This window comes from Vibrio sp. 2-1-2a, assembly GCF_032648565.1.
Lineage (GTDB): Bacteria > Pseudomonadota > Gammaproteobacteria > Enterobacterales > Vibrionaceae > Vibrio > Vibrio diabolicus.
In genome coordinates, this window is the sequence record NZ_WBOH01000016.1 from 1 (window position 1) to 13762 (window position 13762).

The window sequence follows — 13762 nt, forward strand, 5'->3', positions numbered from 1 at the left end:
GGTTCAGATAACTCGTTTCCGCTCGACTTGCATGTGTTAGGCCTGCCGCCAGCGTTCAATCTGAGCCATGATCAAACTCTTCAATTTAAGATTTTGTTCGGCTCAATGAATACTGAACATTACATAAGTAATGTTTGAATTGACTGTGCTGAATCCGAAGATTCAATGGTCACTTCGTTTCATTGAAACCTAAATTGTTTCCGAAGAAACTATTTGGATTATCATCAACGAGTGCCCACACAGATTGATAGGTCTATATTGTTAAAGAGCTTGCTTTGGGAGAAGTTTTTCTCTCAAAGCGGAGGTGCATTCTAGCGATTTAATTGGCAGTGTCAAACACTTTTTCAATTTTATTTTTCGTAGAAGCTTTTTACCTCTCCGACCCTGCTGAAGCCTTATCGCGTCTGCCGTGTCGGTGGATGCGCATTATAGGGAACTCAGATCCGTTCGCAACCCTTTTTTGGAAAAAAATGGGAAAAACCGACTGTTCGATGACTATTTCATCAAAAAAGCAAAAAAGAGGGTAAAAAACCCTCTTTTTCTGCCTCATAAGCCGTATTTAAATGAATGCGTACGCGTCTGCGAACATACGTTCGCTCTTCGCTTTCTTGTTCTGAGTGAACTGTTCACGTGCTGCGCCAGCCATTTCGAATCGACCTGCAATATAGATATCGTAGTTTTCTAAGCTTTCGAAATCTTCACTCACCGCTTGTAGCACGTTACCAACCTTACCTTGCCAATCAGCAGGTGCTTCTTCTACAACTGGAACAAAGTGAACGTTAGTAAACTTATCGGCGATCTCGACCAGTTCTTCTTTTGCATAAAGTTGGCAGTTATCGCGCGCCCCCCAATATAGATAGATAGGGTTGGTTTTATTCTGCGCTACGCAGTGATCCAGAATCGAGCGCACGTAACTAAAACCTGTACCACCAGCAATTAATAATAGTGGACGTTCACTTTCTTCTTGAACCCAAGCATCACCATGCGGGGCATCAATTTCAATCTGACCATCAGTTTCAAGCGCCGCTTGCATTGCTTCGACAACTTCTTGAGCGTAAGCGTTGTGTTCCGCCGCACCGATATGCAGTTCAAGTTCACCTTCATGACGGCAAGGGCTGCTCGCGATAGAGAAAGGACGTTTGTCTTTTTCACCCATCACCACCATTAGGTACTGACCCGCTTTAAAAGGCACTGGTGATTCTGGATGAAGAAGGATTTGGTAAGTATTACAAGCTAACGGCTGAATAGACTTTACTTTACATTGGATGGTCATGGTGTTCCTCTCGCTTACTCGTCAAAAGTAAGCACTAAATTACTTTCTGTATAGGCTTGGCAAGGGAATATCCAACCTTGCTGTTGCTCTTTTTCGGTTAGCATAGGTTCGAGGTGATAGCTCACCTCGCCCGTTAGCTTTTTACACATGCACATGGCGCAAGCGCCAACTTGGCAACGGTGTGGGAAGCAAATATTGTTGTTGAGCGCAGCTTCCAGCACCGTCTCCCCTTCTTTTACTGGAAACGTAACGTCCATTGGTAAAAGGTGGACTTGATGACTCATAGAATACCTAACTGGTCCCAAATCTCATCGACTTTAGCCACAAGTTTAGGATCTTTTTTGATAGGCGTACCCCACTCGCGCGTGACTTCAGATTCGAACTTGTTGGTCGCATCCAGTCCTAATTTGGATGAACTCTCAGTCTTACCAAGCACTTGAATCGTGTCTCTATCTGGGTCCATTCGAGTTGTCACCGCCCAAATGATGTCATTCCAATCTCGTGCATTAACGTCATCGTCGCACAAAATGATGAATTTGTTATCCGTGTACTGAGCAAAGAAGCCCCATAGATATTCCATCAATTCTTGGGATTGACCAGCTTGGTCTTTCTTCATAGTTACGACAGCAAATTGGTTGTTTGCTGTAACTGGAAGATAGACGTCAACAATCTCAGGGCGTTGCTGTTTCAACTCATTCAGTTCTGCTTCGGTAATCGCTTTGCTGTCTCGCTCAGTGACCTCGGTTCGCGTCGCCAGCTCAGCATCCCATTTAATGGTCGCATCCAAGCCCATTTTGGAGCCAAGCCCAACCACTGGTGAAGCAAAGTCGAGCGAGTCGATTGGCGTGTTGTCTATCATCAAGGTATCACGTACAGGATCCATATGCTCTGACATGGCTTTAACGACATCATTCCAATCTCGCGCGTTTACCGATTCATCGCACACAATAACAAACTTGGTGTACATGAATTGACGTAAGAAAGACCACACACCCATCATTACGCGCTTGGCATGTCCTGGGTACTGCTTCTTCATGGTGACGACTGCCATTCGGTACGAACAACCTTCAGGCGGTAGATAGAAGTCTTCAATTTCTGGGAACTGCTTTTGCAGAATCGGCACAAACACTTCGTTTAATGCCACACCCAATACAGCTGGCTCATCTGGCGGACGGCCTGTGTAGGTACTGTGGTAGATTGGGTCTTTACGCATGGTAATGTGCGTAATGGTAAACACGTGGTGCTTTTCTTTTTCATTATAGTAACCAGTGTGATCACCATATGGGCCTTCATCAGCAAACTCGTTTGGGTCGATATAGCCTTCCATGACGATTTCCGCGCTTGCTGGCACTTCCAAATCATTGCTGACTGACTTAACGACTTCAGTTTTGCTGCCACGCAGCAAACCTGCAAACGCGTATTCCGATAGCGTATCTGGCACTGGCGTTACTGCGCCAAGAATGGTTGCTGGGTCTGCACCAAACGCGACCGAAACTGGGAAAGGTTTACCTGGATTGGTTTCCATCCAATCGCGCAGGTCAAGCGCACCACCACGGTGAGCTAACCAACGCATGATGATTTTGTTCTTGGCAATTTTCTGCTGACGATAAATGCCTAGGTTCTGACGTTTCTTGTTTGGACCTTTGGTCACGGTTAAGCCCCACGTAAGCAGTGGTGCAACGTCTTCCGCCCAGCAACTCATTACCGGGATTTTGTCCAAGTCGACTTCATCACCTTGCCACACTATCTCTTGGCACGATGCTTTTCTTAAGCGCTTGGCTGGCATGTTCAATACTTGCTTGAACACTGGCAATTTTTCCAATGCGTCTTTGAAGCCTTTTGGTGGCTCAGGTTCTTTCAAATAAGCCAGCAGCTTACCGACTTCTCTTAATTCTTTAACGTCTTCACGTCCCATACCAATCGCGACACGCTCTGGTGTACCAAATAAGTTAGTCAGAACGGGGACGTTGTAGCCGATCGGATTCTCGAATAACAAAGCAGGGCCACCAGCACGCAAGGTGCGGTCACTGATTTCTGTCATTTCGTAAGCGGGATCGACTGGGTGAGCAATGCGTTTAAGTCGACCTTTCTGTTCTAGGTGGTCGATAAATTCGCGTAAATCCTTAAAACTCATAGGCCTTCATGACTGGCTGATTAAACTGTCCGCAGTATAACAAATAGGAGGACGCTAAGATCCTCCTATTTTGTGTGGGTATGTGAGCCAGATTACTTTAATACTTGCTCTATCTGCCGGGTCTTCACTTGATGGTTGTTAGAGACTAACTCTTCCAACCAGGTTTGATGCCCTTGCTGCGCCAGCTCTCGAGCGACCATTGTAGCTTCTTCCGATAGTGCCATTTTGCTCACTAGAAACTGTTTCACTTGCGGAGATAAAGGGTTGGATTTTGTGAGTAGACTAATGGCTTCTGGTTTGAGTGACGGATTGACGGTGGAGTTCATCAATTGCTGAATTGAAAAAACGTCCCCAACCGTAGCTAAACGCTCGAGTTCGGACTGGCTATTGTAATCCGCTCTCATCCGCCAGAGTAAGTTGTACACTTCCTCATCTTGACTTACTTGCGCTAATCTCACGATCACGGCTGTCGATGGTAGCCAACTGGTCACATTCGCTTTGGTTAACTGAGTGGTTAATGCGGCAAGCGCATGCGGTGATAAGCTGTCCAACTCTCGAATCAAAAGTGCTTCACGCGCCTGAGCTTGTTGAGATTGCCCTGTAAGCCATTGCTTTAAGTCGAGCTCTTTCCGCTCAGCTTGTAGTACAAAGTCCAAGGTACTTTGGTCTTGCTTCCAACGCTTAATCAAGCGGCTTGCAATGGCAGGAAAGTTAAAGGCAGGCACACTAAACTCATACCCGTCCCCTCGCTCTAGAACCTGATAAGTAGGAGTCATACGGATCTGAGACTCAACAAACAGAGCCATTCTAGGCGTGAGAATCACATCTTGCTTCTCAAGCTTTTCCAATAACCGAAAACGCACGACCTCTTGTTGAGGTAAAGCTAGTCGATCAAGGGCAAATTTAAGCGAGTCGACCTCATCCCTGACAACGTAATCAAGCAGTTCAGAGACTTTAGCCTGTATTTGAGTATCCTGAAGCCACTGTTCTACTACAGACTCCTGCATTTCCTTGGCAGATAACGTCGCGGGTAGTGTGATAAGTGACAAGCTCAGGAGTAATGACGACAACATTCCTTGTTGCATGTTAACCTCCCGATAACATTTCTCCTCATTCTGATGCTTCCATCGGGAGAAAGCAACAAAAAAGCCACCGTTAACGGTGGCTTTTTTAGAATAAGGACTCAGCTATTACTGACGACGCATCGCATCGAAGAACTCATCGTTGGTCTTCGTCATCGCTAGCTTATCAATGAGGAATTCCATCGCGTCGATTTCGCCCATTGGGTGAACGATCTTACGCAGAATCCACATTTTCTGTAGTTCATCAGTCTTCGTCAGTAGCTCTTCACGACGTGTACCTGAACGGTTGAAGTCAATCGCAGGGAATACACGCTTCTCAGCAATCTTACGGTTCAAGTGCAGTTCCATGTTACCTGTACCCTTGAACTCTTCGTAGATAACTTCATCCATCTTAGAACCAGTATCTACTAGTGCCGTTGCGATGATCGTTAGGCTACCGCCCTCTTCAACATTACGTGCTGCACCAAAGAAACGCTTAGGACGGTGTAGTGCGTTTGCATCCACACCACCTGTCAGTACTTTACCTGATGAAGGTACTACGGTGTTGTAAGCACGAGCGAGACGAGTGATAGAGTCAAGCAGGATAACCACGTCTTTCTTGTGTTCAACAAGACGTTTTGCTTTCTCGATTACCATTTCCGCTACTTGTACGTGACGAGATGCTGGCTCATCGAAAGTCGACGCGACTACTTCACCTTTAACTAGACGCTGCATCTCTGTTACTTCTTCTGGACGTTCGTCGATAAGAAGTACCATCAACTCACACTCTGGGTGGTTGTATGCGATGCTTTGAGCAATATTTTGCAGAAGCATTGTCTTACCCGCTTTTGGCGGAGCAACAATCAGACCACGTTGACCTTTACCGATAGGCGATGCCAAATCTAAAACACGTGCTGTGATGTCTTCTGTAGAACCGTTACCACGCTCCATTACCATGCGTTCATTTGCATGTAGAGGGGTAAGGTTTTCAAATAGGATCTTGTTACGAGCGTTGTCTGGTTTGTCGTCGTTAACGGTATTGACTTTTAGAAGGGCAAAGTAGCGTTCACCGTCTTTTGGTGGACGAATTTTACCAGCGATAGAGTCACCAGTACGTAGGTTAAAGCGACGAATCTGACTTGGTGATACGTAGATATCGTCCGGACCCGCAAGGTATGAACTATCTGCACTGCGTAGGAAACCAAAGCCGTCTTGCAGAATTTCCAGAACCCCATCGCCAAAGATGTCTTCGCCGCCTTTAGCGTGCGCTTTTAAAATCGCGAAGATGATGTCTTGTTTTCTTAAGCGAGCTAGGTTCTCTAATCCTAAGCTTTCGCCCAGTTTTACAAGGTCAGACACAGGTCTGTTCTTCAGTTCGGTAAGGTTCATGGTGGTGGATTCTTGTTTAGTCAAAATAAGATCTGTTTTCTAGTTAAGATGGATTTGGTCTCAGGATCGACCAAGAAGAGAAATTTGTTCAATTAACGCGCGATAAGTTAGCACTAATTAGTATTCTAGTCCAGAGTTAGAAAAACAAAACCGTGCGTTGTTACTTTGCACGGTTTTATCTGTAATCACTTGGTGATTATAAGTTTGCGTCCAAAAACTCTTTTAGTTGAGTTTTAGACAGAGCACCAACTTTCGTTGCCGCTACGTTGCCGTCTTTGAATAGCAGTAGCGTTGGAATGCCGCGAATACCAAACTTAGGTGGTGTACCTGCGTTATGGTCGATGTTTAGTTTACCGATAGTGAGTTTGCCTTCGTACTCGTCTGCGATTTCGTCCAGAATAGGAGCGATCATTTTACAAGGACCACACCATTCTGCCCAGAAATCCACTAGAACCGGGCCTGCAGCGTTGATTACATCGTTTTCAAAACCGTCATCAGTTAGCTGCAAAATCTTATCACTCATCTTCCACTCCAATGTGTTTTTCGAAACTGGTTGGATGATAACCAGTAATTAGATGCCCTATTGGAATGTATTTACTTTCGTATTGCAAGCTTTAGCTGATATTCTATAGCCATGAAAAAGACGCATATCACAGAGCAAAAGTTCGCCGATTTGGGCTTAAAGCCCCAAGTTATTGAAGGATTGGACAAAAAAGGGTTCGAATTTTGTACCCCTATCCAAGCCTTGGCGTTGCCGGTCCTGCTCACCGGCCAAGACATCGCAGGCCAGGCCCAAACGGGTACTGGTAAAACGCTCGCGTTTCTTACTGCTACATTCAACCACCTTCTGACGACACCAGAGCATGAAGGTCGTAAACCTACGCAGCCACGCGCAATCATTATGGCGCCAACACGTGAGCTTGCTATTCAGATTTACAATGATGCAGAAGCATTAACTGAGAGCACTGGTCTCAAAACCGCTTTGGCTTACGGTGGTGAAAGCTACGATAAGCAATTGAATAAGCTGCAAGATGGTGTCGATATTCTGATTGGTACGACAGGTCGTATCATCGATTTCTACAAACAGCGCGTATTCAACCTTAACAACATTCAAGCCGTTGTTCTGGATGAAGCCGACCGCATGTTCGATCTTGGCTTTATTAAAGACATTCGCTTCTTGTTCCGTCGTATGCCTGAGCCAAAAGAGCGTTTGAACATGCTGTTTTCAGCGACGCTTTCTTACCGCGTTCAAGAACTGGCATTTGAGCACATGAACACCCCTGAGCATGTTGTGGTAGAGCCAGAACAGAAAACTGGTCACCGCATTCAGGAAGAACTTTTCTACCCTTCTAACGAAGATAAAATGGCCCTCCTTCAAACTTTGATTGAAGAAGAATGGCCAGATCGCGCCATCATTTTTGCGAACACGAAACACAAGTGTGAATCAGTTTGGGGTCACTTGGCTGCCGATGGACACCGTGTCGGTCTTCTTACTGGTGATGTACCGCAGAAGAAACGTGAAAAGATTCTTGAGCAATTCACCAAAGGTGATGTCGACATTCTTGTTGCAACTGACGTTGCTGCCCGTGGTCTGCATATTCCTCAAGTGACGCACGTTTTCAACTACGACCTTCCTGACGACTGTGAAGATTACGTTCACCGTATTGGCCGTACAGGTCGTGCTGGTGCAAGCGGCCACTCGATCAGTTTTGCTTGTGAAGAGTACGCAATTAACCTGCCTGCAATCGAAGAATACATTGAGCACACTATCCCAGTTTCAGAATACGATTCGTCAGCGCTGATCCAAGATCTGCCAGCGCCAATTCGTATGCGTGCGCCACGCAACCAACAGCGTCGTACGAATACTGGCGGTACTCGTTCAGGTTCAGGTAACCGCAAGCCGCAAGGACGTCGTCCGCGCCAACCGCGTCAATCGGCACCAAAACAATCGTAAAAGGAAACTGAGTTCGTTTATGAGTCAAGCAGGATCATCGCCGCTATACGCCGCCATCGACCTCGGGTCGAACAGTTTTCACATGCTCGTTGTGCGTCATATCGATGGCAGCGTTCAAACAATGGCTAAAATTAAGCGCAAGGTTCGTCTAGCAGCGGGCCTAGATGAACATAATTCTCTTAGTATGGAAGCTATGCAGCGAGGATGGGACTGCTTAAGTCTATTTGCGGAACGCTTGCAGGATATTCCTAAACAGAACATTCGTATTGTAGGCACCGCCACTTTACGTACCGCCACGAATGTAGATGTGTTTCTGGAGAAAGCGAACCAGATTCTTGGTCAACCAATCGACGTTATCTCCGGTGAAGAAGAAGCGGCCACTATCTATAAAGGTGTCGCACACACTTCTGGAGGCAGCGGTCGCCGTCTTGTGGTCGATATTGGTGGCGCAAGTACAGAACTCATCATCGGTGAAGGTTTCGAAGCCAAAGCACTGACCAGTTTAAAAATGGGTTGTGTGACTTGGCTGGAAAACTTCTTTAAAGATCGCCAGTTGAATGCGCGTAACTTTGACGCAGCAATTGAAGGCGCGAAGCAGACAATCCAGCCAATTCTAGAACGCTATACAGAAATCGGTTGGGATGTGTGCGTTGGCGCATCAGGCACCGTTCAGGCATTGCAAGAGATAATGCTAGCGCAAGGTATGGACGAAGTAATCACTCACTCCAAATTGAAACGCCTGCAGAAGCAAGCCATGTTAGCCGATCATTTAGAAGAGCTCGACATTGAAGGCTTAACGCTTGAACGTGCGTTAGTATTCCCTAGTGGCCTATCTATTTTGATTGCCGTTTTTGAATTACTGGAAATCGACGCGATGACACTCGCGGGCGGCGCACTACGTGAAGGCTTAGTCTACGAGATGGTTGAAGAGCTACGTCAAGAAGACATCCGTGCTCGCACAATTGCCAGCGTACAAAGTCGTTATCAGCTCGATCACCAATACGGTGAACAAGTTGCGACACTGGCAAGCAAACTGTTGAAGCAAGCCGGCGGCGATGAGTGGATTACGGAACCTCAAGGCAAGATATTGCTTGAAACCGCCGCAAAGCTGCATGAAATCGGCTTAACGATCGATTTCAAAAAAGGCGGTGAGCACAGTGCTTACCTACTCCAGAATCTGGATTTACCTGGCTACACTCGCGCGCAGAAGTTCTTTATTGGTGAGATTGCCCGTCGTTATCGAGAACAACTCACCTCACTGCCTGAGCAACATGCGTTATCAGGCTCAAGTGCCAAGCGCGTACTGCGGTTGTTACGCTTAGCGGTGTTGTTGACTCACCGTCGCAACCAAAGCTTAGAGCCAAACGTCGTATTAACGGCTGAAGGTGACAATCTAACATTAAACATTGATGCGCAGTGGCTAGCGGCCAACCCGTTGACCGCCGCTGAGCTAGAAATCGAATCCAACCGTCAAACTGATATCGGTTGGCCATTAACGATTACCTCTGATTAATGGTTGTTATCCCATGACAAAGGCTCCTTTTGGAGCCTTTTTAATACCCGTTATTATCCTATGTACAACTCATAGAGTTTTGAGACACCAATGATCTAAATACTCATTTCGCTGTACATTTGCTTTAGAAACAACAAAGCCGCTATCAAAAGCGGCTTTGTTGCTATTAACTGATGAAAACTATGCCGTCGTCGTAACTTTAAAGTTAGGGTTCACTGCCGTTAGCTTCTTAATTAAGTAATTCAGTAGTACGCCGTACATAGGCACAAACAGACCAAGACTAATCACTAACTTAAAGCCGTAGTCCACCAGCGCGATTTCCGTCCAATGTTCCGCCATAAATGGATCTGGACTTTGGTAGAACGCAATCGCGAAGAAGGCGATGGTATCCAGTGCATTACCAAAAAGCGTTGAACACGTTGGGGCCACCCACCACTGTTTCATTTGGCGTAGGCGGTTGAACACGTGCACATCCATAATCTGACCAAGTAGATACGCCATGAAGCTAGCAATCGCGATACGAGCAACGAATAAGTTAAATTCCCCTAGGTGACCAAAACCTTGGAACTGCCCCTCGAAGAACACCACCGATAAGAAGTAAGAGACAGCCAAAGCAGGCAACATTACTAAGAAAATGATCTTACGCGCCAACTGAGCACCGAAAATACGTACGGTTAAATCCGTCGCAAGGAAAATAAATGGGAAGGTGAATGCACCCCAGGTGGTATGTAAGCCAAAGATAGTAAACGGTAGCTGAACTAGGTAATTGCTGGATGCAATAATGACTAGATGAAATAAAACCAGATAGATAAGGGCGTTGCGCTGCTGCGCAGGGGTAAAGTTACTCATGCGATACCTTTTTAGTTTGGTTTGGGGGCGAGGGAACCCAAATCGAGCGCTTTCTACAGAGAAAAGCACTCTTACCAACAATGTAAAAAATGACGATTAAACTAACTTAACTCATTCAGAGTAAAGCGGTGGGCGATTATACATTAACCAATTTTACTCACAAGCGGTGTTTTATACGCAAACGTTTCTTCGCGAACATCACGTCAAAACCAAGCTCTTTGATGCAAAAATAAGAAAGGGGGTTTCATGTGAAACACCCTTTAAAGAATAGATAACTTGAATTTAGAAGCCACGTTGGAACAATCCGGCTAAATAGTCGAGCTCTTCCCTACTCTCTTCTATTGTTAGCGCTTCAAACCAAATCGCTTCGCTGTAGTGCTCCGCTTTCATAAATAAGCGGCAGCCTTCAAAATCGATCAACCAAGAGTGAATATCCGCATCCCACTGTTTTTCTACCACAGACGCAGATAATAATTTCACCAAACGCTCACCCAATGCCGGAAAAGTATCGAGGTCGAAGCTTGGAGCGGTAATAATAAGACGCCCTTCTTCAACAATGTAATCAGCGAGACCAAATTCCTTGTACATATGGGTTCCTTATCCGTGGTGAGTAATGTGTTCTTGGATCAAATCCAAGAATGGATCGGCGTATTTTTCTAGTTTACGTTGACCAACGCCACTAACCGCTAACATTTCGCCGTATGACGTTGGCAGCATTTCTGCCATATCAATCAAGGTCGCATCACTGAATACCACATATGGTGGTAAACCATCTTCATCGGCGATCGACTTACGTAGCTTACGTAGTTTGGCAAACAACTTCTTATCGTAGTTTTTGCTGGTCAGTTTATCCGACTTCGCGGCACGTGCTGCGGTATCTAAACGTGGAACTGCAAGTTCTAAAGACACATCACCACGTAGTAATGGACGTGCTTCTTCGGTTAATTGCAACGTCGAGTTACGAGTGATGTTTTGAAATAGCAGCCCTTTATGAATTAACTGGCGGAAGATACTCACCCAGTAATCATGGCTGTGATCACGACCAATGCCGTAAGTCGAAATTTTATCGTGGCCATGTTCGCGCACACGAATGTTTTGCATCCCACGCAGCACCTCAACCACATACGTCATACCAAAACTTTGGTTAACGCGGTAAACACACGACAACGCTTTGCGCGCTTCTTCGGTCGCATCAAAGTGTTTTGGTGGGTCCAGGCAGATATCGCAGTTACCACACGGCTTTTCGCGATACTCTCCAAAATAGTTGAGCAGTACCTGACGACGACAGGTTTGCGCTTCCGCAAAAGCACTCATCGCATTGAGTTTGTGGCTTTCTACCTGCTTCTGCGGTCCATCATCTTTTTCATCCAACATACGACGCAACCAACTGATGTCCGCTGGGTCATACAACATCATCGCTTCGGCAGGCAGGCCATCTCGCCCTGCTCGACCGGTTTCCTGATAATAGGACTCGATGTTACGTGGAATATCAAAATGCACAACAAAGCGCACGTTTGGCTTATTGATACCCATGCCGAATGCAACCGTCGCAACGACGATTTGAATGTCATCACGTTGAAAAGCTTCCTGAACGTAAGCTCGCTCTTCAGTATCCATCCCTGCATGATAACCAGCAGCGCGGATATGGTTGTTGCATAGCTTCTCAGTCACCATTTCAACTTTCTTACGACTGCCGCAGTAAATAATGCCGCAGCTTCCCTTCTGGGTGGCTAGATAGCGAATGATTTGAGAAACCGGTTTGTGCTTTTCCACCAAGGTATAACGAATGTTGGGACGATCAAAGCTTCCTAGATACACCTGAGGCTCATGTAAGCGTAAGCGTTCTAGAATATCACGACGCGTCGCATCATCGGCGGTGGCAGTGAGTGCCATAAAAGGTACATGTGAAAAGTGTTGCTTTAACTGACCTAACGCCGCGTATTCTGGGCGAAAATCATGTCCCCACTGAGAGATACAATGTGCTTCATCCACGGCGATCATAGATAAGGGTAAGTTTTCTAAACGCTCAATAAAGTCACGCATTAACACGCGCTCTGGCGAAACATACACTAGCTTAAGCTGACCAGAGTGCATGCGATTATACACACTCAGTAGCTCTTCTCGATTCATGGTCGAGTTCACACACTCCGCTGCTACACCATTGGCTTTCAGTTGATCAACTTGGTCTTTCATCAATGAAATCAGCGGTGAAATCACCAAGGTAATCCCTGAGCGCACTAACGCCGGAATTTGGTAACAGAGAGATTTACCGCCACCAGTCGGCATGATGACTAAGCTGTCTTTGCCTTCGATAGCGGCTTCAATAACTTCTTGCTGACCATCACGAAACGTCTGGTAACCGAAGACTTCCTCCAACACACGTTGAGGCGTTACAGGCGTATCTGATTGTTCGGCTAGCAAGGTTGAGGTCATGAATAATCTCAGATTGAGTGATCGTAGAAATGCTTTTGCATGCCCAGGCACACAAAGTGAGGGCACATTGTAATGGGGTTTCGTGGTGAATAAAACCGCAAATTGCTAGGTGTTTCGCATCACGACTCGTATACTGATTTTCTGCTCTATAAACACACAATTAGGTGACACCTCATGACACCAGAAGACGAACAACAACGCGCTCGGCAAGGTATCTTGCTGGCGATTGGTGCCTATACCATGTGGGGCATTGCGCCGATGTATTTTAAATCCATCGCACAAGTATCCCCTTTGGAGATTCTGAGCCACCGGGTGATTTGGTCTTTCTTTTTGCTTGCCGCACTCCTTCACTTTGGCCGTCACTGGCGCTCGGTTTACTACATCGCGAAAGACAAAACGAAGATCGCTTACCTGATCGCAAGTTCTGTATTAATTGGCGGAAACTGGCTGATTTTCATCTGGGCGGTCAATTCCAATCATATGCTTGACGCGAGCTTAGGCTATTACATTAACCCATTAATCAATGTCTTGCTCGGCATGGTCTTTTTGGGAGAACGACTTCGTAAGTTGCAATGGTTTGCTGTCGTATTAGCGGGCTGTGGTGTACTGGTCCAATTGATTGTATTCGGCTCCGTGCCCGTTGTTGCGATGGCGTTAGCAATGAGTTTCGGCTTCTATGGCCTCTTAAGGAAGAAAGTCAGTGTCGATGCAAAAACAGGATTGTTTATCGAAACATTACTCCTTCTGCCTGTCGCCGCCGTGTATCTGCTGTTTATTGCAGAAACCCCAACGTCGAATATGCTCACTAACCCGTTAGCATTAAATAGCTTGTTGATTGCAGCAGGTGTGATTACCACACTGCCCCTGCTTTGTTTTACGGGTGCGGCAACAAGACTCAAATTATCAACGTTAGGCTTTTTCCAGTACATCGGCCCAAGCTTGATGTTCTTACTGGCAGTACTGATGTATGGCGAACCCTTTACCATGGATAAAGCGATTACCTTTGCCTTTATTTGGGGAGCGCTAGTCGTATTTAGCTTTGATGGACTGCGCAACAACCGTCGCTCACGCCGAATCGTTCAGCCACAGTGATCGTTTTTTACAAGACAAGTTAGAAATTGCCAGATAAGCTTGGTCATAATGTGACCAAGCTTTT

At 46.1% G+C, this 13762-nt stretch carries 12 protein-coding genes and 1 rRNA gene; 3 read left to right on the forward strand and 10 right to left on the reverse strand.

Going from position 1 to position 13762, the window contains the following annotated elements; translation table 11 throughout:
* The 7 genes from F7Y48_RS22345 to trxA form a co-directional block, all read right to left on the reverse strand.
* A 16S ribosomal RNA gene (locus tag F7Y48_RS22345) occupies positions 1 to 87 on the reverse strand; the annotation flags it as partial.
* A gap of 472 nt (positions 88 to 559) precedes the next feature.
* Positions 560 to 1273 (reverse strand): NAD(P)H-flavin reductase, encoded by a 714-nt coding sequence (fre, locus tag F7Y48_RS22350; protein WP_005398442.1) that lies wholly within the window; start codon positions 1271 to 1273, stop codon positions 560 to 562.
* A 14-nt stretch (positions 1274 to 1287) separates the two neighbouring features.
* A complete protein-coding gene (locus F7Y48_RS22355; protein ID WP_054868319.1) occupies positions 1288 to 1557 on the reverse strand; it encodes a 2Fe-2S iron-sulfur cluster-binding protein in 270 nt (89 codons plus the stop codon).
* The gene (ubiD, locus tag F7Y48_RS22360; RefSeq protein ID WP_258508320.1) at positions 1554 to 3407 is read right to left on the reverse strand and encodes a 4-hydroxy-3-polyprenylbenzoate decarboxylase; all 1854 of its coding nucleotides are present in this window, start codon (positions 3405 to 3407) and stop codon (positions 1554 to 1556) included. The genes F7Y48_RS22355 and ubiD overlap by 4 nt, the downstream gene beginning before the upstream one ends.
* Positions 3408 to 3499: 92 nt before the next feature.
* The gene (locus F7Y48_RS22365) at positions 3500 to 4492 is read right to left on the reverse strand and encodes a hypothetical protein (protein WP_005398448.1); all 993 of its coding nucleotides are present in this window, start codon (positions 4490 to 4492) and stop codon (positions 3500 to 3502) included.
* Between the two features lie 105 nt (positions 4493 to 4597).
* Entirely contained in the window at positions 4598 to 5857 is a 1260-nt protein-coding gene (rho, locus tag F7Y48_RS22370) for a transcription termination factor Rho (RefSeq protein WP_005378757.1), read from the reverse strand.
* 196 nt (positions 5858 to 6053) lie between these two features.
* A complete protein-coding gene (trxA, locus tag F7Y48_RS22375; protein ID WP_004745500.1) occupies positions 6054 to 6380 on the reverse strand; it encodes a thioredoxin TrxA in 327 nt (108 codons plus the stop codon).
* Positions 6381 to 6491: 111 nt separating this feature from the next.
* On the opposite strand from trxA, the gene rhlB reads away from it, so the two are divergent.
* Together rhlB and gppA are read left to right on the forward strand one after the other, a co-directional pair.
* Positions 6492 to 7811: an ATP-dependent RNA helicase RhlB gene (rhlB, locus tag F7Y48_RS22380; RefSeq protein ID WP_005397003.1), complete on the forward strand. Its 1320-nt coding sequence runs from the start codon at positions 6492 to 6494 to the stop codon at positions 7809 to 7811.
* 19 nt (positions 7812 to 7830) lie between these two features.
* Positions 7831 to 9324: a guanosine-5'-triphosphate,3'-diphosphate diphosphatase gene (gene gppA / locus F7Y48_RS22385; protein ID WP_316685403.1), complete on the forward strand. Its 1494-nt coding sequence runs from the start codon at positions 7831 to 7833 to the stop codon at positions 9322 to 9324.
* Between the two features lie 180 nt (positions 9325 to 9504).
* Here the strand turns inward: gppA and F7Y48_RS22390 are convergent, their stop codons facing one another.
* The 3 genes from F7Y48_RS22390 to recQ form a co-directional block, all read right to left on the reverse strand.
* On the reverse strand, positions 9505 to 10173 hold the full coding sequence (locus F7Y48_RS22390; protein ID WP_005397008.1) for a 7-cyano-7-deazaguanine/7-aminomethyl-7-deazaguanine transporter: 669 nt from the start codon (positions 10171 to 10173) through the stop codon (positions 9505 to 9507).
* A 282-nt stretch (positions 10174 to 10455) separates the two neighbouring features.
* Entirely contained in the window at positions 10456 to 10761 is a 306-nt protein-coding gene (locus tag F7Y48_RS22395) for a DUF3630 family protein (protein WP_012841280.1), read from the reverse strand.
* 9 nt (positions 10762 to 10770) lie between these two features.
* Positions 10771 to 12606: an ATP-dependent DNA helicase RecQ gene (gene recQ / locus F7Y48_RS22400; RefSeq protein WP_005397012.1), complete on the reverse strand. Its 1836-nt coding sequence runs from the start codon at positions 12604 to 12606 to the stop codon at positions 10771 to 10773.
* A gap of 174 nt (positions 12607 to 12780) precedes the next feature.
* On the opposite strand from recQ, the gene rarD reads away from it, so the two are divergent.
* Positions 12781 to 13698: an EamA family transporter RarD gene (gene rarD / locus F7Y48_RS22405; protein ID WP_006743075.1), complete on the forward strand. Its 918-nt coding sequence runs from the start codon at positions 12781 to 12783 to the stop codon at positions 13696 to 13698.
* Positions 13699 to 13762 lie beyond the last annotated feature (64 nt).

What these genes read in the sequence shown, in the direction of transcription:
- fre (WP_005398442.1), bottom strand. Translation starts at nt 1,273, where the DNA reads ATGACCATCCAATGTAAAGTAAAGTCTATTCAGCCGTTAGCTTGTAAT.
- F7Y48_RS22355 (WP_054868319.1), bottom strand. Translation starts at nt 1,557, where the DNA reads ATGAGTCATCAAGTCCACCTTTTACCAATGGACGTTACGTTTCCAGTA.
- ubiD (WP_258508320.1), bottom strand. Translation starts at nt 3,407, where the DNA reads ATGAGTTTTAAGGATTTACGCGAATTTATCGACCACCTAGAACAGAAA.
- F7Y48_RS22365 (WP_005398448.1), bottom strand. Translation starts at nt 4,492, where the DNA reads ATGCAACAAGGAATGTTGTCGTCATTACTCCTGAGCTTGTCACTTATC.
- rho (WP_005378757.1), bottom strand. Translation starts at nt 5,857, where the DNA reads ATGAACCTTACCGAACTGAAGAACAGACCTGTGTCTGACCTTGTAAAA.
- trxA (WP_004745500.1), bottom strand. Translation starts at nt 6,380, where the DNA reads ATGAGTGATAAGATTTTGCAGCTAACTGATGACGGTTTTGAAAACGAT.
- rhlB (WP_005397003.1), top strand. Translation starts at nt 6,492, where the DNA reads ATGAAAAAGACGCATATCACAGAGCAAAAGTTCGCCGATTTGGGCTTA.
- gppA (WP_316685403.1), top strand. Translation starts at nt 7,831, where the DNA reads ATGAGTCAAGCAGGATCATCGCCGCTATACGCCGCCATCGACCTCGGG.
- F7Y48_RS22390 (WP_005397008.1), bottom strand. Translation starts at nt 10,173, where the DNA reads ATGAGTAACTTTACCCCTGCGCAGCAGCGCAACGCCCTTATCTATCTG.
- F7Y48_RS22395 (WP_012841280.1), bottom strand. Translation starts at nt 10,761, where the DNA reads ATGTACAAGGAATTTGGTCTCGCTGATTACATTGTTGAAGAAGGGCGT.
- recQ (WP_005397012.1), bottom strand. Translation starts at nt 12,606, where the DNA reads ATGACCTCAACCTTGCTAGCCGAACAATCAGATACGCCTGTAACGCCT.
- rarD (WP_006743075.1), top strand. Translation starts at nt 12,781, where the DNA reads ATGACACCAGAAGACGAACAACAACGCGCTCGGCAAGGTATCTTGCTG.